Genomic DNA, 20,764 nt, shown 5'->3' on the forward strand with positions numbered 1-20,764 from the left:
CCGGCGCAGTCGGTGAGCATCCCACCGGACCCCGTCCTCCGCACACCCGTCGCGCAGGCTGAGACGCGGGAAAGCGGGACGGCGTTCACTGCGGCCGGGCACCGAAGTCGGCCAAGCCGCGCCCCGGGCCCGCGCCCCGGGCCCGCGCCCCGGGCCCGCCGGGTGGCGCCGCGGGGTCCGCCGCGCCGGTCGCCGCGCGAGGTGTCCGGGATCACTTCGCGGGCCGGCGCCCCGCCGACGACGGCCCGGCCGCGCCGCTCGGGCCGCTGCTCGGGCTCCTGCTCGGGCCTCCGCACGGGCCGCCGCGCGGGGCGCGCCGACACGCCGCCACCGCCGTGTGGGCGGCTCTCTCGTACCGATGGGGGGTGGCGGGTGGGCCGCGTCAACACGATGCCCTTACGCTTCTCTGTTGTGTCCAAACTGACCGACGTGCCCAAACGGATCCTGATCGGCCGGGCGCTGCGCAGCGACAAGCTGGGAGAAACGCTCCTCCCCAAGCGCATCGCGCTCCCCGTCTTCGCGTCCGACCCCCTCTCGTCCGTTGCGTACGCACCTGGAGAAGTCCTCCTGGTGCTGTCCGTGGCGGGTGTGTCGGCGTACCACTTCAGCCCCTGGATCGCCGTCGCGGTCGTGGTGCTGATGTTCACCGTGGTCGCCTCGTACCGGCAGAACGTGCACGCGTACCCCAGCGGCGGCGGTGACTACGAGGTCGCCACCACCAATCTGGGGCCCAAGGCGGGACTCACCGTCGCCAGCGCGCTCCTCGTCGACTACGTCCTGACCGTCGCCGTCTCGATCGCCTCCGGCATCGAGAACCTCGGCTCGGCCGTGCCGTTCGTCGTCGAGCACAAGGTGCTGTGCGCGGTCGTCGTGATCGTCCTGCTGACCCTGATGAACCTGCGCGGGGTGAAGGAGTCCGGCAAGCTCTTCGCCATCCCCACGTACGTCTTCGTGGGCGGCGTCTTCGTCATGATCGCCTGGGGCGCCTTCAAGGGCATGGTCCTCGACCACACCATGAAGGCCCCGACGGCCGACTACACGATCCACGCCGAGCACCAGGGCCTGGCGGGCTTCGCGCTCGTCTTCCTGCTGCTGCGCGCCTTCTCCTCCGGCTGTGCCGCGCTCACCGGCGTCGAGGCGATCAGCAACGGCGTCCCGGCCTTCCGCAAGCCCAAGTCCAAGAACGCGGCGACCACGCTGGCCCTGATGGGCGCCCTCGCGGTCACCATGTTCTGCGGCATCATCGCGCTGGCCATGGCCACCAAGGTGCGGATGGCGGAGAAGCCCGCCACCGACCTGCTGCACAACGGCGTCCCGGTGGGCTCCGGCTACGTCCAGAACCCGGTGATCTCCCAGGTCGCCGAGGCCGTCTTCGGCAAGGGCAGCTTCCTCTTCGTCATCCTCGCGGCGGCCACCGCCCTCGTGCTGTTCCTGGCCGCGAACACCGCCTACAACGGCTTCCCGCTGCTCGGCTCGATCCTCGCCCAGGACCGCTACCTGCCGCGCCAGCTGCATACCCGCGGCGACCGCCTCGCGTTCTCCAACGGCATCGTGCTGCTGGCCGGGGCCGCGATCCTGCTCGTGGTGATCTACGGCGCCGACTCGACCCGGCTGATCCAGCTCTACATCGTCGGCGTCTTCGTCTCCTTCACCCTGAGCCAGACCGGCATGGTGCGGCACTGGAACCGCCACCTCGCCACCGAGCAGGACCCCGCCAAGCGCCGCCACATGGTCCGCAGCCGGGCCATCAACACCTTCGGCGCCTTCTTCACCGGCCTGGTCCTGGTCGTGGTGCTCGCCACCAAGTTCACCCACGGCGCCTGGGTCGCGCTGCTCGGGATGGTGATCTTCTACGGGACGATGACCGCGATCCGCAAGCACTACGACAAGGTGGCCGAGGAGATCGCGGCGGCCGAGGAGCGCCCCGACGAGTACGTCCGCCCCTCGCGCGTCCACTCCGTGGTCCTGGTCTCCAAGCTCCACAAGCCGACCCTGCGCGCCCTCGCCTACGCCAAGCTGCTGCACACCAACCAGCTGGAGGCGATCAGCGTCAGCGTGGACGCCGCCGAGACCAAGGCGCTCAAGGACGAGTGGGACCGGCGCGGCATCGACGTCCCCCTGAAGATCATCGACTCGCCGTACCGCGAGATCACCCGCCCGGTCATCGAGTACGTCAAGGGCCTGCGGCGCGAGAGCCCGCGCGACGCGGTCAGCGTCTACATCCCCGAGTACGTGGTCGGCCACTGGTACGAGCACCTGTTGCACAACCAGAGCGCGCTGCGCCTGAAGGGCCGTCTGCTCTTCACGCCCGGCGTGATGGTGACGTCGGTCCCGTACCAGCTCCAGTCCTCCGAGGTGGCCAAGAAGCGGGCCCGCAGGCGGCAGGAGTGGAACGCGCCGGGTTCGGTGCGGCGGGGCCCGGTCTCCGCGCACCGGCCGAAGGAGCCGACCGGCAAGGGCTGAGCGGCCGGTCCTGTCCCCGCGGGGACGTAGACTGGGGGGCTGCCGTCCGCAGGGGACCCGCGAAGGGGCCCGCACGGGGACGGCGGCCCCCTTCCGCGTTTCCCCTTGGCACCCTGGAGTCCCGCCCTCATGCAGAACGAGCCTGAGTCCTCGTCCTCGTCTTCGTCCCCGTCCTCGGCTTCGCTGGTCGGGCAGGAGTACGAGGTCGAGGTCGGCCCCGTGGCGCACGGCGGGCACTGCATCGCCCGCACGGAGCAGGGCCGGGTGCTGTTCGTCAGGCACGCGCTGCCGGGCGAGAAGATCGTGGCGCGCGTCACCGAGGGCGACGAGGACTCCCGCTACCTGCGCGCCGACGCGGTGCGGATCCTCTCCGCGTCCAAGGACCGGGTCGAGGCGCCGTGCCCGTTCGCGGGCCCCGGCAAGTGCGGCGGCTGCGACTGGCAGCACGCCAAGCCGGGCGCGCAGCGCCGCCTCAAGGGCGAGGTCATCACCGAGCAGCTGCGCCGGCTCGCCGGGCTGACGCCCGAGGAGGCCGGCTGGGACGGCACGGTCATGCCCGCCGAGGGCGACAAGCTCCCCGCGGGCGAGGTCCCGGCCTGGCGCACCCGCGTCCAGTACGCGGTCGACGAGGACGGCCGGGCCGGCCTGCGCAAGCACCGCTCGCACGACGTCCAGGTCATCGACCACTGCATGATCGCGGCGCCCGGCGTCAGCGAGCTGGGCATCGAGAAGCGCGAGTGGCCCCAGATGGAGTCCGTCGAGGCGATCGCGGCGACGGGCTCGCACGACCGCCAGGTGGTCCTGACCCCGCGGGCGGGAGGCCGCCTCCCCCTCGTCGAACTCGACAAGCCGGTCTCGGTCCTGCGGGTCGAGGAGAAGGACGGCGGCGTCCACCGCGTCCACGGCCGCGCCTTCGTCCGCGAGCGGGCGGACGAGCGCACCTACCGCGTCGGCATGGGCGGCTTCTGGCAGGTCCACCCGCAGGCGGCGGACACCCTGGTCAAGGCCGTGATGCAGGGCCTGATGCCGCGCAAGGGCGAGATGGCACTCGACCTGTACTGCGGAGTCGGCCTCTTCGCGGGCGCGATCGCGGAGCGGGTCGGCGAGCAGGGCGCGGTGCTGGGCATCGAGTCCTCCAAGCGCGCGGTGGAGGACGCCCGCCACAACCTGGCGGACCTGCCGCGCGTCCGCGTGGAACAGGGCAAGGTCGAGCAGGTCCTGCCCCGCACGAAGATCACCGAAGCGGACCTGATCGTCCTGGACCCGCCGCGCGCCGGCGCGGGCAAGCAGACGGTCCGCTACCTGTCGGGCCTCGGCGCGCGCCGCATCGCGTATGTGGCGTGCGACCCGGCGGCGCTGGCCCGGGATCTGGGGTACTTCGCGGAGGGCGGGTACAGGGTGCGGACGCTTCGGGCGTTCGATCTTTTCCCGATGACGCATCATGTGGAGTGCGTGGCGATTCTTGAGCCGGTGCCGGTCGCCAAGGACGTCTGAGACGCCTGAGTCTCTGTGGCTGTGAGTTCCGGGCGGGGCCTCGCTCAGGCGAGGCTCGCCCGGAACTGAGGGCGCGCCGGCGTGCCGGAGTTCCAGGTCCGCGACACTCAGTCCGGTCAGAGGCGGGTGTTTCCTCACTACTGGCGCTCGTTTTTCCACTGCTCGCGCTTGACGACCTGAGGAGTGAGTGATTGAGTACTCACATGAAGACGGAACGCCGCCAGCTGTCCACAGCCGACGAACGCCGAGCAACCGTTCTGAGTACGGCCATCGGGGCGTTCGCGGCCCGGGGCTACTTCGGGACCACCACCACGGAGGTCGCCAAGGCCGCCGGCATCTCGCAGGCCTACGTCTACCGCCTCTTCCCGAACAAGGAGGTGCTGTTCACCGCGGTCGTCGAGCACTGCTTCGTACGGGTTCGCGCCGCCCTCGAAGGTGGCGCGGCGAATGCCGAGAGCAGTGCCCCGGAAGTGGTCCTCGCCTCCATGGGCGACGCGTACGCCCGCCTGATCAGCGACAACGACCTCATGCTGGTTCAGCTGCACGCCCAGGCCGCCGCCGTCTCCGAGCCGGCGATCCGGGAGGCGGTCCGGGCGGGGTACGCCCGTACCGTCGAATACGTCCGCAGCGCCTCGGGGGGCAGCGACGAACAGGTCCAGCAGTTCTTCGCCACCGGCATGCTCTGTCATCTGCTCGTCTCCCTCGACGCCGAAGCGATCTCCGCGCCCTGGACCCGCACTCTGACCGCTGGGATCACGCACTACTGACCCGCTGTCCGCCGCCGCCCGCCGACTGGCGGTTCCGGTGTCGGCACACCCGGGCCCTTTTGTGGGGCCAGAGTGAGTGGTTGACCACACATGGCTGCCTGAGGTCGTCCTCACCGCCTACAGCCCCACCGCGGCCCGCTGCCCGCCCCCACGCACGCTCGCCAACTGACAAGGAGCTCAACACCCATGGACGACTCCCAGCCCCGCGTCCCCGCCGACACCACCATCGGCACCACCATCGTCACCGAAGCGGTGCTGCCCGGCATCGTGGATCCGGACGGCATCCAGGTACGCACCCGGCCCGCCCGTCCGGCCGGTCCCGGGCAGGTCGTGCTGGCGATGGAGGCCGCCGGGGTCTCCTTCGCCGAGCAGCAGATGCGCCGCGGCAAGTACTACGACCAGCCGCCCTTCCCCTTCGTCCCCGGCTACGACCTCATCGGACGGGCCGTCGGCCTGGGGGAGGGTGTCCCCGGCGAACTGCTCGGGCGGCGCTTCGCGGTCCTGACCAAGACCGGGGCCTGGGCCAGCCATGTGACCGTCGACGCCGGCGACCTGACCGAGGTGCCCGCCGCCGTCGACTCCGCCGACGCGGAGACCTTCGTGGTCAACGGCATCACCGCCTGGCAGATGCTCCACCGCCTGGCGAAGGTCCGCCCCGGACACACCGTCCTCGTACACGGCGCGAACGGCGGTGTCGGCTCAACGCTCGTCCAGCTCGCCCGTATCGCGGGCGCCCGGGTCGTCGGCACCGCCTCCGCCAAGCACCACGACGCCGTCCGGGCACTGGGCGCGGTCCCCGTCGACTACCGCGCCCCCGACATGGACGCCCAATTGCGCGCCCACGCCCCGCAGGGGTACGACGCCGTGTTCGACCACGTCGGTGGCGAGGGCATCGTCGCCTCCTACCGCCTGCTCGCCGCCAAGGGCACCCTCGTCTCGTACGGCAGCGCCTCGACCCGAGACGTCGAGGGTTCGTCGAAGGCGCCGGTCCTCAAGCTGTTCGCCCGCCTGGCACTCTGGAACGCGCTGCCCGGCGGCAAGGGCGCCCACTTCTACAACATCTGGGCCGGGCGGCGCAGGCTCGGCGCCTTCCGAGCCAAGCTGCACACCGATCTGGCCCAGGTCCTGGCCCTCCTCGCCGACGGCCGGCTGGTCCCCCAGGTCGCCGCGCGCGTACCGCTCACCGAGGTCGGGGAAGCGGTACGGCTGGCGGAATCCGGCACCGTGGTCGGCAAGGTCGTCCTGGTCCCGTAGTGACCGAGGCCCGAGAGTGTCCTGCGGGGGCCGGGCGCCGGCCCTCAACTGCCGGACGCGAACAAGGGTTCCCCGGCATCCGAACCGCCGAAGAACCTCTCCACATCCCCGGCCCGGACATCCCCCAGCGCCGCCGGGCGCCACTTCGGCTCGCGGTCCTTGTCGATGACCTGGGCGCGGATGCCCTCGACCAGGTCCGGCGAGCTCAGGGCCGCGCAGGAGACGCGGTACTCCTGGGCGAGCACCGCCTCCAAGGTGGGCAGTGCGCGGGCCCGACGCATCGCCGCCAGCGTGACCTTCATAGACGTGGGGGACTTCGTCAGGAGCGTCTCGGCCGTCTGCTTCGCCTCCTGGGCGCCCGTGGCCAGCAGACGATCCACGATCTCCTCCACCGTGTCCGCCGCATAACAGTGGTCGATCCAGTCGCGGTGTGCGGCCAGTTCGCCGGGCGGGGGCTGGTGGGTGAGGCGGGGGAGTACCTCTTGTACGGGGGTGCTTTCCAGCTCCGCCAGGAAGTCCTGGAGTCGGGGTGAGGGCAGGTAATGGTCCGCCAACCCGCACAGCAGCGCGTCCGCCGCCCCCACCTGCGTGCCCGTGAGCGCCAGATGAGTGCCCAGTTCGCCGGGAGCGCGGCTGAGCAGATACGTACCGCCCACGTCCGGAACGAAGCCGATCCCCGTCTCGGGCATCGCGACACGGGAGCGCTCGGTGACCACGCGCACGTTGCCGTGGGCCGAGACCCCGACCCCGCCGCCCATCACGATGCCGTCCATCACCGCCACGTACGGCTTGGGCCAGCGGGCGATCCGGGCGTTGAGACGGTACTCGTCCCGCCAGAAGTCCGCCGAGGCCGTGCCACCCGCGCGGGCGTCCTCGTAGATCGCGCGGATGTCGCCGCCCGCGCAGAGCCCGCGTTCGCCGGCCCCCGTGAGGACGACCGTCGCCACGTCCGGGTCGTGCTCCCAGCCCGTCAGCGCCTCGTCGATCCGGCGGACCATGGCGTGGGTCAGCGCGTTGAGCGCCTTCGGCCGGTTCAGGGTGATGTGGGCGGCCCGGCCGTGGACGGCCAGCAGGACGTGGTCCGCCTCGGCGTCGGTGGTCGGGAGTGCGCTGGTCGTGCTGCGACCCATGCGTGGTGGTTCCTTCCGGGGCCTTGCCGAACCTTGCTGATCTTCCAGTCGATCTCCCCGAACATATAGTTGGGCGTCCTGGCGAGTCCATCGTGTGAGCGTGTGAGCGGGGGGCGGCAGCGTCGTCCGTCGTCGGCCGGGCCTGGGCGCCGGCGTCCCCGCCTACGCCGCCTTGTCAGGCAGTGGTCTCCGTTTTCCGTTCGTACGCCCGGGGCTCGGGGCCCCGCTCAGTACACGTCCCGGACGTACCGCTTCCCGGCCGTCAGCCGCTTCAGATACGCCGCCGCCGACTCCTCGTCCAGCCCGCCGTGCGCCATCGCGATGTCCCGCAGCGCCCGGTCGACGTCCTTGGCCATACGGGAGGCGTCACCGCACACATAGAAGTGCGCCCCGTCCTGGAGCCAGGACCACAGCAGCGGGCCGTGTTCGCGCATCCGGTCCTGCACGTACACCTTGGCGCGCTGGTCACGGGAGAACGCGGTGTCCAGGCGCGTGAGCGTGCCCTCCGCGCTCAGCTTGGTCAGCTCGTCCTCGTAGTAGAAGTCGGTGGCACGGTGCTGCTCACCGAAGAACAGCCAGTTCGGGGCGTGATGGCCCAGGGCGCGGCGCTCGTACAGAAAACCGAGGAACGGGGCGACCCCGGTGCCGGGGCCGACCATCACCATCGGCGTCCCCGGATCGGTGGGCGGCCGGAAGTGCCGGGTGCGCTGGACGTACACCGGCACCGGCGCGTCCGGTGGCGCGTCCGCCAGCAGTGCCGAGCACACGCCCGCACGCGCATGGCCCAGGCGGTTCTCGTACCGGACGACCGAGACCGTCAGGGACACCTCGTGCGGGTCGGTGAGCGGACTGGACGATATCGAGTACAGCCGGGGGCGCAGGCCGCGCAACACGCCCGCCCACTCGGACGCGCTCGCGCGCACCCCGTGCTCGGCCACCACATCCACCGCCTGGCGGCCCCAGGACCACTGCGCCAGCTGCCACTTGTTGTCGGCGCGCAGCAAGTCCTTCAGACGACGGTCGTGGGTCCGCTCGGCCACGAACTTGAGCAGGTCGGGTCCAATACGGGTGATGTCCAGGTGTTCGTGCAGCGCCGTACCGAACGGGACTTCGCCGACCCCGCCGATCTCGACGGGCGTGCTGGAATCCAGACCGGTGACGGCCAGCCACTCGGCCACCAGATCGGGTGAGTTGACCGGGTGCACGCCGAGCGCGTCCCCGGCCGCGTAGGTGAGCGGGATGTCGCTCGCGCGGGTGTCGAAGGTGAACCGTCGCACCTCCTTGCTCGACCCGGGGAGGCTGAGCAGTGAGTTCCCCGTCAGCCGGGCCGTGATGGCGGCGGCACGGGAGCTGGGGAGCGGGACGGTGGGGAGAGAGACGGAGGGGATGCCCTGGGGTCGGGACGTCCCGGAACTGGAGGGAATGGTGGTGGTGTTGAGGACCGAGGCTGTCGCTGTACCCGGTGAACGGGCGGCCAGCGCCGCGAGTTCCCGCCCCTCCGCGAATTCCCCGGACGTATTTCCGGGCGCGCCGGGGACGATGATGCCGGGGGCACCCAGCGCCGTATCCGGCGAGTGACCGGCGACCGCGCCATCGGACGGGGGACCGGCCGCAGCGCCGGAAGCCGCGGCGGCAGCGGCCGACAGCTCCTCCAGCTTGGCCAGCACCCCGCCGAGCCACTCCTGCGCCCCGTCCTCGAAGTCCGGTTCGCAGTCGGTGCGGGGCAGCAGCCGTACGGCGCCCAGCTCGGCCAGGCGCTGGTCCAGGCGTCGGCCGTGGCCGCAGAACTCGTCGTACGACGAGTCCCCGAAGGCCAGGACCGCGTAGTGGCGCCCCTCCAGACGCGGCGCCCCGTCGTCGGCCAGCGCGTCCCAGAACGCGGCGCCGTTGTCGGGTGCCTCGCCGTCCCCGGTGGTGCTGGTGATCAGCAGTATCTCGGCATCGGTGGGCAGCGTGTCCGGGGTGGTGTCGTCCATGGCGACGAGCCGGATGCGGTGCCCGGCGGCGGCGAGCTGTTCGGCGCCGGCCACCGCGAGTTGCTCGGCGTTGCCGGTCTGCGAGGCCCACAGCAGAAGCACGTCCCGGCCCCTGGGGGCGGGAGGCTGCACGACGGGCGCGGGGGCGGGGCGCGGGGTCGTGCGCGAGTACATCCCGGCCAGCACGCCGTTCACCCACAGCGCGTGCTCCTCGCTGAACGGCGCCGTCGGAGGCAGTACGGGGATGCCGGGCGCGCCCGACTCCAGTCCGGCCAGGAACCCGGCGAGGTACTGGCGTTCGGGCCCGGTGAGGACCGGCGGGGGCGTGCCGAGCCCGAACACGACGGCCGGCGCGGCACCCTGGCCTGCCGACAGGTGTGCGTCGGGGGCCGTGCGCTGGGTGGGGACGGCATGGGGGAGGGGTGCGGGGGCATCGAGGAGCGCGGTGCCTGCGGCGGGCGCCCCAGCCATGCTGCTCGCGCCTGCTGTTCCGTTCGCGCCTGGCGCGCTGCTCGCCCCTGCCGCCGCCATCGTGCCCACGCCCGCCGAAACGAGCATCCCCGCCGTCCCGGGCAGGCCCGTCGTTGCGGCCAGTCCCGCCGTCCCGGAGAGGCCCGCCCCGCCCGATCCGTCGCCCGCCGCTGCCGCCGTCCCGCCCAGCCCCGTCGCCGTCCCCGGCATGACGGGCCGTGTCACTTCCGCCGCCGCCTTCGTCAGCGACACCGCGCACACCTTGAACTCGGGCTGGAGCGAGATCGGGTCGACCGCGTCGCTGGTCACCGCGTTGATGCTCAGATCCGTGCCGTACAGGTCGTTCCAGTGGAAGGGCGCGAAGCAGCAGCCCGGCCGCACCCGGTCGGTCACCACGGCGGGCAGCACCGCCCGGCCACGCCGGGAGGCGATCTCCACCCCGTCGCCGTCGCTGATACCGAGGCGTTCGGCGTCCTGGGGGTGCACCTCCACGAACGGCGCCGGGTTGAGCTTGTTGAGCTTGGCCACCTTCCCCGTTTTGGTGAGGGTGTGCCACTGGTGCTGCAACCGCCCGGTGTTGAGAACGAACGGGAAGTCGTCGTCGGGCATCTCGGCGGCCGGGAGGTGCGGGCGCGCGTGGAAGACGGCCCGTCCGCTCGCCGTCGGGAACACCGGGCCGCCGCCGTCCTCGGGCACGTACCGGATGGGGTTGCGGTCGGGGCCCTCGGCGGTCGGGGCGGGCCACTGCACCGGTGTGGCGCGCAGCCGCTCGTAGGTGACCCCGCGCAGGTCGTAGCCGGTCTTCGGGTTCCAGGCGCGCTTGATCTCCTCGAAGACGTCCTCGGGACCGGTGTATGTGAACGCCTCCTCGTACCCCATCGCGCACGCCACGCGCGCGATGATCTGCCAGTCGGGCAGCGCCTCACCGGGCGGGTCGACGGCCTGCCGGGCGAGGGTGAGGTTGCGCTCGCTGTTGATGAGGACGCCCTCGGCCTCCGTCCACAGGGCGCCCGGAAGCACCACATCCGCGTAGGCGGTGGTCTCTGTATCGGCGAACACGTCCTGAACGACGACGAACTCGGCCGCGCTCAGCCCCTCGACGACGGTGCGCCGGTTGGCGACGGAGGCGACCGGGTTGGTGCAGATCACCCAGCACGCCTTGATGTCACCGTCGGCCATCCGCCGGAACAGTTCGACTGTGCCGAGCCCCGCCCCGTCCGTACGCAGCGTGCCCGGCTCCAGCCCCCAGAGCTCCTCGGTGAAGGCCCGCTCGTCGTCGACCAGTACCGAGCGCTGACCGGGCAGCCCAGGGCCCATGTAGCCCATCTCTCGACCGCCCATGGCGTTCGGCTGACCGGTGAGCGAGAACGGGCCGCTGCCCGGCCGGCATATCGCGCCCGTCGCCAGATGCAGGTTGACCAGGGCGTTGGTGTTCCAAGTGCCGTGCGTGGACTGGTTGAGCCCCATGGTCCAGCAGCTCATCCACTCGCCGGCCTCGCCGATCCACCGCGCCACCGTACGGATGTCGTCCTCGGGGATGCCGGTGGTCTTGGCGACACAGCCGGGCGGGTAGTCGGCCAGGAACTCGCCCATGGCCTCCCAGCCCTCGGTGTGCGCGGCTATGAAGGCGGGGTCGGTGTGCCCGCCCTCCTGAAGGAGATGGAGCAGACCGTTGAGCAGGGCGAGGTCCGTACCCGGCTTGATCTGGAGGAAGAGGTCGGCCTTGGCGGCGGTCGCGGTGCGGCGCGGATCGACGACGATCAGCTTCGCCCCCGCCTTGACGCGCTCCATCATCCTCAGGAAGAGGATGGGGTGGCAGTCGGCCATGTTGGAGCCGATGACCAGGAAGACGTCGGCCTTCTCGAAGTCCTGGTACGAGCCGGGCGGGCCGTCCGCGCCGAGCGACAGCTTGTAGCCGCTGCCGGCACTGGCCATGCACAGCCGGGAGTTGGACTCGATCTGGTTGGTCCCGATGAAGCCCTTGGTCAGCTTGTTGGCCAGATACTGCGCCTCTAGGCTCATCTGGCCCGACACATACAGCGCGACGGCATCCGGGCCGTGCTCGTCGACGATCGCCCGCAGCCTGCCCGCCGTCTCGGCGATCATCGCGTCGACCCCGGCCGGCACCGGCTCCGCCCCCCGTTCACCCCGTACCAGCGCGGTGCTCAGGCGGCCGGGAGCCGCCAGCATGTCCGCCGTCGTCGCCCCCTTGGTGCACAGCCGACCGGAATTGGCGGGGTGTGCCTTGTCGCCGGAGGCCTTGAGCACCGTGCGCCGGCCATCCGGCCCCACGGTGATGTCGAGGACCATCCCGCAGCCCACACCGCAGTACGAGCAGACCGTGCGCACCTGGTCGGTGGCGGCCCGCGTGCCCTGTGCGGTCAACGGGTGTCCCCTCTCGTCTCGGCCGGGATCCCTTGGGCTCCGACCGTACGAAATGCCCGTTACTTCGATGTCACGTGCGGCGATCACGAGTGGTTACGTCGGCCACACTAAACGCGCCCCGATGCTGTGAGCACCTGTGTGCGACTGCGGCACGCCTCCGATGTCGGACATCACGAGATGTTCGGGCCCGATGTGAGGAGCGCGGCCGAACCTTGATCTACGCGGGTGGAAACCGTGGGGGACCTTGCTTACGTAGGGAAACTTCACCTACGTAAATGAAGTCCATGCCCTCGTAGGTCGAGCGCACGACTCAATGGACGAGGGGAGGGGCGGGGGGGGGGGGGGGGGGGGCCCCCCCCCCCCCCGCCCCCCCCTCCCCCCCCCCCCCCCCCCCCCCCCCCCCCCCCCCCTCTCCCTCCCCCCCCCCCCCCCCCCCCCCCCCCCCCCCCCCCCCCCCCCCCCCCCCTCCCCCTCCCCCCCCTCCCCCCCCCCCCCCCCCCCCCGCTCCGGTGCGTTTTCGGGTGTGGCACATGCGTACGATCTCGGTCGGTGGGGCGGGATCGCGCCCCACAGAAGGGGAACCCATGGCCATTACCGACATAAACGGCATCAATCTGTCCGGAGTGACGGGCAAGCTCATCCAGACCGTCGCACTGACGAAGAACCCCGCTCCGCAGGCGATCGCCACCGACGCCGCCAACGGACACGTCTTCGTCCTCCAGATGGAGAGCGCCGCCAAGACGCCGCTCGGGAACATGTACCTCAACCGCATCGACCGGACCACCGGCCGGCTGACGGGCAGCATGTACCTCACGGGCTTCGGGCACGGGATCTCGATGGGGGCCGAGCCGGTCGGGACGGACACCTACCTGTGGACCGAGGTCGGTCCGGTTTCCCCCAACGACGGCGTCAGCAACGCCTTCGGTCAGGCCGTCACCCGGTTCCGCTTCGTCGACGGGGCCACGCTCGACCAGGCCGACGTGCCCGCCGCGCAGAAGTTCTGCCCGCCGGGCGGTCGCAACACCGGCCCGTCGGTGGATCTCGCCAACAACACCCTGACGATCGTCTACTTCAAGGGCAGCGTGCGCTGCTTCACCCGCTACGACCTGGCGAAGGCGGCGCGGGGCGAGTGGGTGGAGGTGGGCAGCACCTTCGAACTGCCGGCGGGCGCGGAGACGGGGCTCACCTTCCAGGGGTACACCACCCTGGGGAGCGTCCTCTACGTCTACCAGTGGAAGAAGGACCCGACCACGACCTATCCGGGAACCGCGTACATCACCTCGTACTCACTGGACACCCAGGCGAGGATCGACTCGCAGGTGGTGACCGGCGCCGACGGTCTGGAGCGGCGCGAGCCGGAGGGACTGGCCGTCGAGGTGGACCCCGGTTCCGGTGAGACGCGGCTGCTGTTCGGCTTCAGCGACACCGTCCCCGGGACCACCGGGCGGCGCAACGTCACCATCGGCTGGTACCCGACGCAGCCGGCCGTCGACGGGGTGAAGGTGCTGACCGACTGGGAGAACCTCACTCTCGCCGCCGGTGTCAAGGCGGGCGCCGAGGCCCCGCGCGGCCGGCTGGTCGCCCTCGCCGACACCACCTACCTCCAGCTGCGCGGCACGCTCTCCGGCAGTTTCACCGCCGACACCCTCGTCGCGACGCTGCCGCAGCGGCTCTTCCCCACCCGGCCCGTACGCCAGAACACCCCGCGCAACATGTACTACGGGGTCGGGGTGTGCCGGGTCGAGGCGAACAAGCTGGGCGAGCTGTGGGCCTTCGGCGCCACCGCGGACAACGCGATCTCCTGGATCGACCTCGACTGCTTCTCGGCCGCCTGGCGATGACCGCGCCGGATCCCTTCCGCCCTCACCACCTTTCGCGATCCGGAGGATCGACCATGCCCTCGCGCGCCACCAGCCGCCGTTCCCTGCTCGCCACGGCCCTCGCGGTCCCGACCGCCGCCGTCGGTGTGCCGCTGCTCGCCGCCCCGCCCGCCGCCGCTGCCGCCACCGGCGTCCAGACGGTGGTGGACTGGACGGACATCGCGCTCGCCGCGGGTGTCTCCGCGAGCGCGGGCACGCCCGCGCAGGCCCGGGTGGTGAGCATCGCGGGCACCGAGTTCCTCCAGCTGCGCGGCATCGTCACCTGCAACTTCTCCGGTGACGCACAGCTCGGTACCCTCCCGGCGACCATCCGTCCGCCGAAGACGACCCGCGGTGTCTGCCCGCGCAACAACCACCTCGGCGTCAACGCCACCCGTGTCGAGGCCGACACGGCGGGCCGCGTCATGGTCTACGGCCCGCAGGCCTCGGACCCGGTCACCTGGGTCCAGCTCGACAACTTCTCGTCGGTGCAGCGCTGATGTGAACGGGGTGGGGCGGCGCCGGCCGACCCACCCCACGGGTGCTCTACAACCCGTACCGCCGGGCCGACTCCTCCCTCTGGGCGGGGCGCTGGAGCGCCCGCAGCACCCGCTCGAATCACCTCGGCGTCCCAGTCGTAGCCCCGGGGCCGCCGGGCGGCCGACCGGCTGGCCCACCGGAGCACGGCGAACGCCAACCCCCCTTCGGCGTAGGGGGGTTGGCGTCGCGGGAGCACCGGCGGGGGCTGCTCTCAGCTCTCGTCCAGCACCGATCGGATGACGTGCCGGGCGTTGTCCGCCATCGCCGGGTTGGCCGTGCGGTGGTACGGCAGCGCGATCACGGCCTGGGACAGGGTGCGCCCCCGGCCGCGCCTCCAGGTCGCGTCGTCCACGCCGAGCGCGTCGCGGAAGACCTTCCGGGCGTCGGCGGGCAGCAGGTTCCAGGCGGGGAAGAGGTCGCAGGCCGGGTCGCCCACGCCCATGCACCCGAAGTCGATCACCGAGGTGAGCCGGCCGCCGTCCACGAGCAGATTGCCGGGCATCAGATCGGCGTGCAGCCACACCGGCGGGCCGTCCCAGTCGGGGGCCCGCAGCGCGTCCTCCCAGACGGCGAGCACGGCGTCGCAGTCGACCCCTTCCCCGGGGATGCGGCGCAGCTCCTCGATCGCCTCCCGGGTCGAGGTGTCGAGCGAGGTGAGCGGCCCGCCGCGGTACGCCGGCGGCGCGCCCGGCAGGGTGATGCTCCGCATCGCCTCCACGAACCCGGCCAAGTCCTCGGCCAGCGCCACGGGTTGCTCCAGAGCGCCCGCCTCGGGGTGCTCACCCTCCAGCCACCGGTACACCGACCACGCCCGGGTGAACTCCTCGGTCGGCTCCCCGGCTCCGAGCACCTCGGGGACGGCCGTGGGCAGCAGTGGCGCGAGCCGGGGCAACCACGTCTGCTCCAGCACCACGTCCTCGGCCCCGCCCTGCTCCAGCGGCAGCCGTACGACCATGTCCTCGCCCAGCCGGTACACGGCGTTGACGGTCCCGCCGGAGGGGTACCGCGCCACCGGAAGCCCCGCCCACCGCGGGAACCGCCCGGCGACCAACCGCCGTACCAGCGCCTCGTCGGCGGGGTGGGGACCGGGGTGCGTGCGCGCTGTGCTCATGGTTCGCCATCCGACCGGCGGACGGCCTCCGGCGTCAAACCGTTTTCCGCGCGCCCGCCCTCACGCAGGGATGAGCGAGCGTACGTCCGTCGGCCTCGGCCACGCGCCGACGCGCTCTTCGAGCCGTTCGCGGATCCTCGGCCACTCCTCGTCGAGGATGGAGTAGAAGGCCGTACCACGGACCTTGCCGTCGAGACCGCGCGAGTGGGCGCGGTGGACGCCGTCGAGGGTCGCGCCGAGGCGTTCGACGGCGGCGCGGGAGCGCAGGTTGCGGGCGTCGGCACGCAGGGACACGCGCCGCACCCCCCAGGTCTCGAAGGCATGCCGCAGCATCAGCAGTTTGGCCTCGGTGTTGACGCCGGTGCCCTGGGCGCGGGCCGAGAGCCAGGTGCCGCCGATCTCCGTCGCGTCGGGGATCGACGTGGCCACCGGGCCCAGCGGTCCGCGCGGGGCCGGCGGCCAGGGCACGGGGCCCTGCCAGTAGTCCAGCTCGCAGAAGCGCGTGGAGCCCACGACCAGCCCGTCCACGGCCCGCACGGTGACGAACGGCAGGGCCCGCCCCGTGGCCGCTGCCGCCAGCGCGTCGGCGACATACCGCCGCGTCGCCTCGACCCCGTGGGGCACGGGGGTGAACACATAACTGCCGCGGTCCTCGGCGCCGGCCAGGGCGAGAGCCTCGATATGGTGTTCGGCGAGCGGTTCGAGCCGGAGGGTGCGGCCGTGGAGGGTGACGGGTTCGGGCACGGGCCTGGTGTCCTTGGGCGAAGGGGCGGGATCGGGTCGACGCGCCCGGTCGCGGCACGGTGGCCGGTTCTCGTCACCGTTCGCGCGCGGACTGGTGGTCAGTGTGCGGGCCGTGGACCGGCCGTGGGGGGACGGATACGTGAAGCGATGCCGACGTGCGGGTGAAAGGGCGGTGGGAGAGCTCTTCGGGGCTCTTCGGGGCTCTTCGGGGCTCTGCTCGGCTCTGCTCGGCTCTGCTCGACGCCCGTGTGGAGGCCCACCTGGGGGTCCGGGAGAACGACTAGGGTTGATGTTGATCAACCCGTCGAGAAAGGCCCCGCACCCCACCGTGACCGCCTCACGCCCCCACGCCCTCTTCTCCTTCGGCACGCTGAGGGACGAGCGGGTGCAGACCGCCCTGTTCGGACGGGCCGTGCCTACGGCCGCCGCGTCGCTGCGCGGCTACACCACCCGGCCGCTGCCGATCAGCGATCCGTCCGTGATCGCCACCAGTGGCCTGAACGTCCATCTCACCCTGGAGCGCGCGTACGGCGCCGTGGTCGAGGGCGCGGTCCTGCGTCTCACCGAACAGGACCTCGCCGCGGCCGACGCCTACGAGGTCGACGACTACGCACGCCGTCGCGTCCTCCTCTCCTCCGGGGAGAGCGCCTGGGCGTACCTGGACGCGAAGCCGCTGCGCCCGGCGGCGCGGATCGTGATCGTGGGCGACAGCATCGCGTACGGGCGCTGCGATCCGCGGGGAGGGTGGGCGGCACGTCTGGCCGCGAGCCACATCGCCGCGAACGAGGCCGACCACCGGGTCTTCAACCTGGCCATCCCGGGCAGCACCCTGGCGGAGGTCAGCGAACAGACACCGGCGCTGCTGGGTCCCCGTCTGCCGGACACCCTGCTGGTCGCCGCTGGTATCAACGACTCGGCCGTGTCCCTCTCCCCCGCGCGGCCCGCCGACGACGACGGCCCGGCGCGCCTCGCGGACAGCCTCGACACCCTCGCCGCCACCGCCCTCGCGCACAACGCCCGGCTCGTCGTCATGGGACCGGTGTGGCTCGACGAGCAACGTACCCGGGACTACGGGGGTCTGCGCTTCACCGAGGCGCGGGCGCTGGAGCTGCGCGAGTCGGTACGGACCTGGTGCCGGCGCAACCACATCGACCACGTGGACATGTGGGAGCCGCTGCACGGCAGGAGCGACCTGCTCGTCGACGGTCTGCACCCGGCGGCCGAGGGGCACGAGGCGCTCTACCGGCACCTCGGCGCCGTCTGCCGCTGAGCCACCGCGTTCCCCGCCAGGGACCTGCCACGATCAAGCCGTACCGCGGTGTGATCAGGACAGCATTCACCCAGCCGGGGCCCGGGTGACAACTCGCCGCCCCTTCCTCCTGTTGTGCCTCTCGTCAGAGGCCGTTCGCCGCCCGGGATCTCTCCCCGGGCGGCGGACGGCCGCAGTTGAGAGAGGAACACCGGGTACCGATGAACATCAGTCGTACCGTTTCACGGGCCGCGACCGCCGCCGCGCTGGCCGCGGCACTGGGCATGGGCCCGGTGCAGGGCGCGGCCTCCGCTTCCCCGGCCGAGCGTGCGGGAACGGGCCGTACGGTCGCCGCCACCGCCCCCGGGACCGCCCCCGTATTCAAGGAGGGCGGTGGCTGGACGGGTGACGGGCTCTCGCTCAACGCCGCCGACAACGCCCAGGTCGACGCCTTCATCGAGCGGGCCAAAAACGCCGAACGTTCCATCAGCCCCGAGGTGCGGACGGCCGCGCTGCTCAGCGGCGCCGAGCTGATCGGGTTCGACCACCGCCTCAAGTCCCCCGACTCGCTCAAGCGCAAGGTCGCCACCTCGCTGCTGGAGCACCCGGGGCAGCCCGTGAACGACGCGCTGGCCGGGATCAGCGACTCGGTCCGCTACACGTTGCAGTGGCCCGACAGCCGCTACACGAAGGGCGTCGCGCTCGCCGCCTCCGCGCTGTCCGCGTGGGGCAACGACACCACCAAGTGGTCCAACACCTGGGCCCGCGCCAAGGGTTACAGGGCCATCAACTCGGGCTGGCGCGCCCCGCGTTCGCGGCACCTCTTCGAGGTGCAGTTCCATACTCCGGCGAGCAAGTACGCCCAGGAGACCACGCACAAGCTGTACGAGGAGCAGCGGCTGCCCACCACGAGCGCCGAGCGGGCCCGAGAGCTCCAGGCGCAGCAGGACGCGATCTTCGCGGCGGTTCCCGTCCCACCGGGAGCCGGCACCCTGACCGCTCCGACGCCCGGCGCGCCCGGACCGTCCCAGCCGTCCCGGCCGTCTCTGCGCCCCCAGCCCGTGGGCTGACGTGACGGTCGGCGGGCCGGCCGCGCCCGACGGGGGGGACGGAGGATTGTCAGTGCCCGCGTCCATACTCGGTGCCATGGGAGCCGCCCGCGTTCCGTGCCCGAAAGGACAGACATGGCCGAGGTATTGCTGTTCCACCACGCGCAGGGCCTGACCTCCGGGGTCCTCGCCTTCGCCGAGTCGCTCAGGGCGGCCGGGCACACCGTCCACGTCCCGGATCTTTACGACGGCCAGGTCTTCGACGAGCTGGCGGACGGTGCGGCCTACGCGCAGGAGAAGGGCTTCGGTTCGTTCGTCGAGCGGGGGCGGGCAGCCGCCGAGCACCTGCCCGCCGAGCTGGTCTACGCGGGGTTCTCGCTCGGCGTGCTGCCCGCGCAGGCCCTCGCCCAGACCCGGCCGGGGGCGCGGGGCGCGCTGCTGTTCCACTCCTGCGTCCCGGTCACGGAGTTCGGCGACGCGTGGCCGCAGGGGGTTGCGGTCCAGATCCACGGGATGGACGCGGACGAGTTCTTCATGGACGAGGGGGACGTGGACGCGGCCCGTGCCCTGGTGGAGTCGGCCCCGGACGCCGAGCTGTTCCTCTACCCCGGCAAGGAGCACCTCTTCGCCGACAGCGGTCTGCCTTCGTACGAGGAGGAGGCTGCGGCGCTGCTCACCCGGCGCGTCCTCGCCTTCCTCGGCCGCCCGGGAGGCCGTGCGGTCACGGCTCGCCCCTGACGCGCCGGCCCGTCGTGAAGGGCGTCGGGCGGGCGCGGGTGGGGCGCTCCGGCAGGGGCGCCGGGGTGCGGCCGGGCGGGGTGCGGGGGGAGCTCGTGGTGGCGGCGTGCGTGGTGAGGGCCGTGATGTGGTCGGTGAAGTCGGGGTCGGGCAGCGGCAGGTCGAGGTCGTCGTCGACGTAGCTGAGGGCCGCGGGGATGTAGTCGAGGACGGCGTGGACCAGGTCGGGCACCGGCAGCGGGCCGGTGCGCAGGGCGCGCAGGATGCGCAGGGTGGTGATGGGATCGGCGGCCCCGGCGGTCGCCCGGTGGGTGCTGAGGGTGTCGGTCTGGATGTGCCACCAGTCGGCCTCGGGGTGTTCTCCCAGGGCGCGGTGGTGCAGGCCCAGGCAGAAGGTGGCAGCCGCGTCCCCGGCGCCGGCCGCGTACTGCCACCAGAACCGGGCGGACTCGGGGCGGCCGGTCAGATGCAGCATGCAGCCCAGGACGCGCGCGCCGGCCGGCTCGGGCAGCGCGCGGGCGAAGAAGAGCTTGAGGTCGTCGAGCGCGTCGGGGTGGATGACGAACATCTCGCAGACGACGGTGAGGTCCTGGGCGGCGCTCACCTCGTCCAGTCGCGGCCCCGGTTCGGACAGCAGGGCTCGCCAGGCGGCCCGCCGGGAACGGCCCGGCCGGGCCCCGCAGGCGGGTGCCGCGGCGCCGACGCGGGCGGCGAGGCGCTGCTCGGCGGCCTCGACGTCGGCCTCGGTGCAGGGCGGGTGGGACAGGCGGGCACGGGCGAGCACCTGGTCAATGGGCGACGTCATCAGCGTGTCCCTCCTCGGTGTGCTGGGCCGCGAGGCCGAGGGTGTGGCGCAGGCGGCGTTTGGCGTGACGGGCGGTGGAGCGGACGGCGGCGGCGGTGATGCCGAGGTGGTCGCCGACCTGTGCGGGGGTCAGGCCGTGCAGGTGGAGGAGGAGCATGACGTCCATCTGGCGCGGCGGGAGCTGGCGTACGGCGTGGAAGAGCGCGAGGCTCTCCTCCAGCTGGCCGATCGGGTCGGCGGTGCGGGCCAGGGCCACCGTCTCGAAGGCGGCCTCCTCCAGCAGGGCGGGGCGCCGGCTGCGGGCGCGGGCGAGGTCGAGGGTGCGGCTGCGCAGCACGCTCCAGGCGTACGCGGCGGGGTTCTCCTTCGACAGGACGACCGTCCAGATCATCAGGAGCTGTTCGAAGGCGGCGTCGACGGCTTCCTCGGCGTCCGCGCGGTGGTTGAGGACGGTCTGCGCCCAGCGCAGATAGACCGGCCGGTGCATATGGTGGAAGGCGCTGAAGTCCACCGGAAGCTGCTGGTTCGTCATGGCGGGTCTGCCCGGCGCGCGGTGCGGAAGATCCTGGCTCACCGGTCTCCCTCGCCGTCCGTGCGCAGCAACTCGCTCACGCCGGTACGGACGCCGGCGGCAGCCGCCCGCCGCAGTAACAGGGCCGCGTCGCGGCCGAACACCCGCATCGCGAGAACTGCCAGGACCACATCGCCTACCCGATCGATCGTCACGAG

At 72.2% G+C, this 20,764-nt stretch carries 16 protein-coding genes; 9 read left to right on the forward strand and 7 right to left on the reverse strand.

Annotated elements, in window-relative coordinates:
- Positions 1-411: 411 nt before the first annotated feature.
- The 4 genes from ACZ5ID_RS00910 to ACZ5ID_RS00925 all read left to right on the forward strand — a co-directional run bounded on the left by ACZ5ID_RS00910 (position 412) and on the right by ACZ5ID_RS00925 (position 5,978).
- Positions 412-2,463 carry an APC family permease gene (locus ACZ5ID_RS00910; RefSeq protein WP_468892180.1) on the forward strand — a complete coding sequence of 684 codons (2,052 nt, stop codon included), beginning with the start codon at positions 412-414 and terminating at the stop codon, positions 2,461-2,463.
- A 129-nt stretch (positions 2,464-2,592) separates the two neighbouring features.
- Positions 2,593-3,957, forward strand: coding sequence for a class I SAM-dependent RNA methyltransferase (locus tag ACZ5ID_RS00915; protein WP_468892182.1), 1,365 nt, complete (start codon positions 2,593-2,595; stop codon positions 3,955-3,957).
- 203 nt (positions 3,958-4,160) lie between these two features.
- A complete protein-coding gene (locus tag ACZ5ID_RS00920) occupies positions 4,161-4,724 on the forward strand; it encodes a TetR/AcrR family transcriptional regulator (RefSeq protein ID WP_468892184.1) in 564 nt (187 codons plus the stop codon).
- Between the two features lie 186 nt (positions 4,725-4,910).
- Positions 4,911-5,978 carry a medium chain dehydrogenase/reductase family protein gene (locus tag ACZ5ID_RS00925; protein ID WP_468892185.1) on the forward strand — a complete coding sequence of 356 codons (1,068 nt, stop codon included), beginning with the start codon at positions 4,911-4,913 and terminating at the stop codon, positions 5,976-5,978.
- Between the two features lie 44 nt (positions 5,979-6,022).
- Here the strand turns inward: ACZ5ID_RS00925 and ACZ5ID_RS00930 are convergent, their stop codons facing one another.
- Together ACZ5ID_RS00930 and ACZ5ID_RS00935 are read right to left on the reverse strand one after the other, a co-directional pair.
- Positions 6,023-7,108: an enoyl-CoA hydratase/isomerase family protein gene (locus ACZ5ID_RS00930; protein ID WP_468892187.1), complete on the reverse strand. Its 1,086-nt coding sequence runs from the start codon at positions 7,106-7,108 to the stop codon at positions 6,023-6,025.
- A gap of 227 nt (positions 7,109-7,335) precedes the next feature.
- A complete protein-coding gene (locus tag ACZ5ID_RS00935) occupies positions 7,336-11,940 on the reverse strand; it encodes a molybdopterin-dependent oxidoreductase (RefSeq protein WP_468892189.1) in 4,605 nt (1,534 codons plus the stop codon).
- A 584-nt stretch (positions 11,941-12,524) separates the two neighbouring features.
- Between ACZ5ID_RS00935 and ACZ5ID_RS00940 the strand changes: the two genes are divergently transcribed.
- Positions 12,525-13,781, forward strand: a complete 1,257-nt coding sequence (locus tag ACZ5ID_RS00940) for a phage baseplate protein (RefSeq protein ID WP_468892191.1) — start codon at positions 12,525-12,527, stop codon at positions 13,779-13,781.
- A gap of 53 nt (positions 13,782-13,834) precedes the next feature.
- Positions 13,835-14,299 (forward strand): hypothetical protein, encoded by a 465-nt coding sequence (locus tag ACZ5ID_RS00945; protein ID WP_468892193.1) that lies wholly within the window; start codon positions 13,835-13,837, stop codon positions 14,297-14,299.
- A gap of 251 nt (positions 14,300-14,550) precedes the next feature.
- Here the strand turns inward: ACZ5ID_RS00945 and ACZ5ID_RS00950 are convergent, their stop codons facing one another.
- Complete coding sequence (locus ACZ5ID_RS00950; RefSeq protein ID WP_468892195.1) at positions 14,551-15,450, reverse strand: aminoglycoside phosphotransferase family protein; 900 nt, start codon at positions 15,448-15,450, stop codon at positions 14,551-14,553.
- 60 nt (positions 15,451-15,510) lie between these two features.
- Entirely contained in the window at positions 15,511-16,194 is a 684-nt protein-coding gene (locus ACZ5ID_RS00955) for a GNAT family N-acetyltransferase (RefSeq protein ID WP_468892197.1), read from the reverse strand.
- A gap of 328 nt (positions 16,195-16,522) precedes the next feature.
- On the opposite strand from ACZ5ID_RS00955, the gene ACZ5ID_RS00960 reads away from it, so the two are divergent.
- From ACZ5ID_RS00960 to ACZ5ID_RS00970, 3 genes are all read left to right on the forward strand, one after another.
- Positions 16,523-17,464: a GDSL-type esterase/lipase family protein gene (locus tag ACZ5ID_RS00960; RefSeq protein WP_468892199.1), complete on the forward strand. Its 942-nt coding sequence runs from the start codon at positions 16,523-16,525 to the stop codon at positions 17,462-17,464.
- A gap of 200 nt (positions 17,465-17,664) precedes the next feature.
- The gene (locus ACZ5ID_RS00965) at positions 17,665-18,513 is read left to right on the forward strand and encodes an ATP nucleotide 3'-pyrophosphokinase (protein WP_468892201.1); all 849 of its coding nucleotides are present in this window, start codon (positions 17,665-17,667) and stop codon (positions 18,511-18,513) included.
- A gap of 114 nt (positions 18,514-18,627) precedes the next feature.
- A complete protein-coding gene (locus tag ACZ5ID_RS00970) occupies positions 18,628-19,230 on the forward strand; it encodes a dienelactone hydrolase family protein (protein ID WP_468892203.1) in 603 nt (200 codons plus the stop codon).
- Here ACZ5ID_RS00970 and ACZ5ID_RS00975 read toward each other — a convergent pair.
- Genes ACZ5ID_RS00975 through ACZ5ID_RS00985 form a run of 3 tightly spaced genes read right to left on the reverse strand, consistent with a single transcriptional unit; the run spans position 19,214 to position 20,761 of the window.
- Positions 19,214-20,035: a hypothetical protein gene (locus tag ACZ5ID_RS00975; RefSeq protein WP_468892205.1), complete on the reverse strand. Its 822-nt coding sequence runs from the start codon at positions 20,033-20,035 to the stop codon at positions 19,214-19,216. The two genes, ACZ5ID_RS00970 and ACZ5ID_RS00975, sit on opposite strands and share 17 nt — an antisense overlap.
- Positions 20,019-20,609 carry an RNA polymerase sigma factor gene (locus ACZ5ID_RS00980; protein WP_468892207.1) on the reverse strand — a complete coding sequence of 197 codons (591 nt, stop codon included), beginning with the start codon at positions 20,607-20,609 and terminating at the stop codon, positions 20,019-20,021. Before ACZ5ID_RS00980 ends, ACZ5ID_RS00975 begins: the two co-directional genes overlap by 17 nt.
- On the reverse strand, positions 20,606-20,761 hold the full coding sequence (locus tag ACZ5ID_RS00985; RefSeq protein WP_371649695.1) for a hypothetical protein: 156 nt from the start codon (positions 20,759-20,761) through the stop codon (positions 20,606-20,608). Before ACZ5ID_RS00985 ends, ACZ5ID_RS00980 begins: the two co-directional genes overlap by 4 nt.
- Positions 20,762-20,764: the final 3 nt, after the last annotated feature.

It is taken from the genome of Streptomyces sp. NPDC031670 (assembly GCF_055580545.1).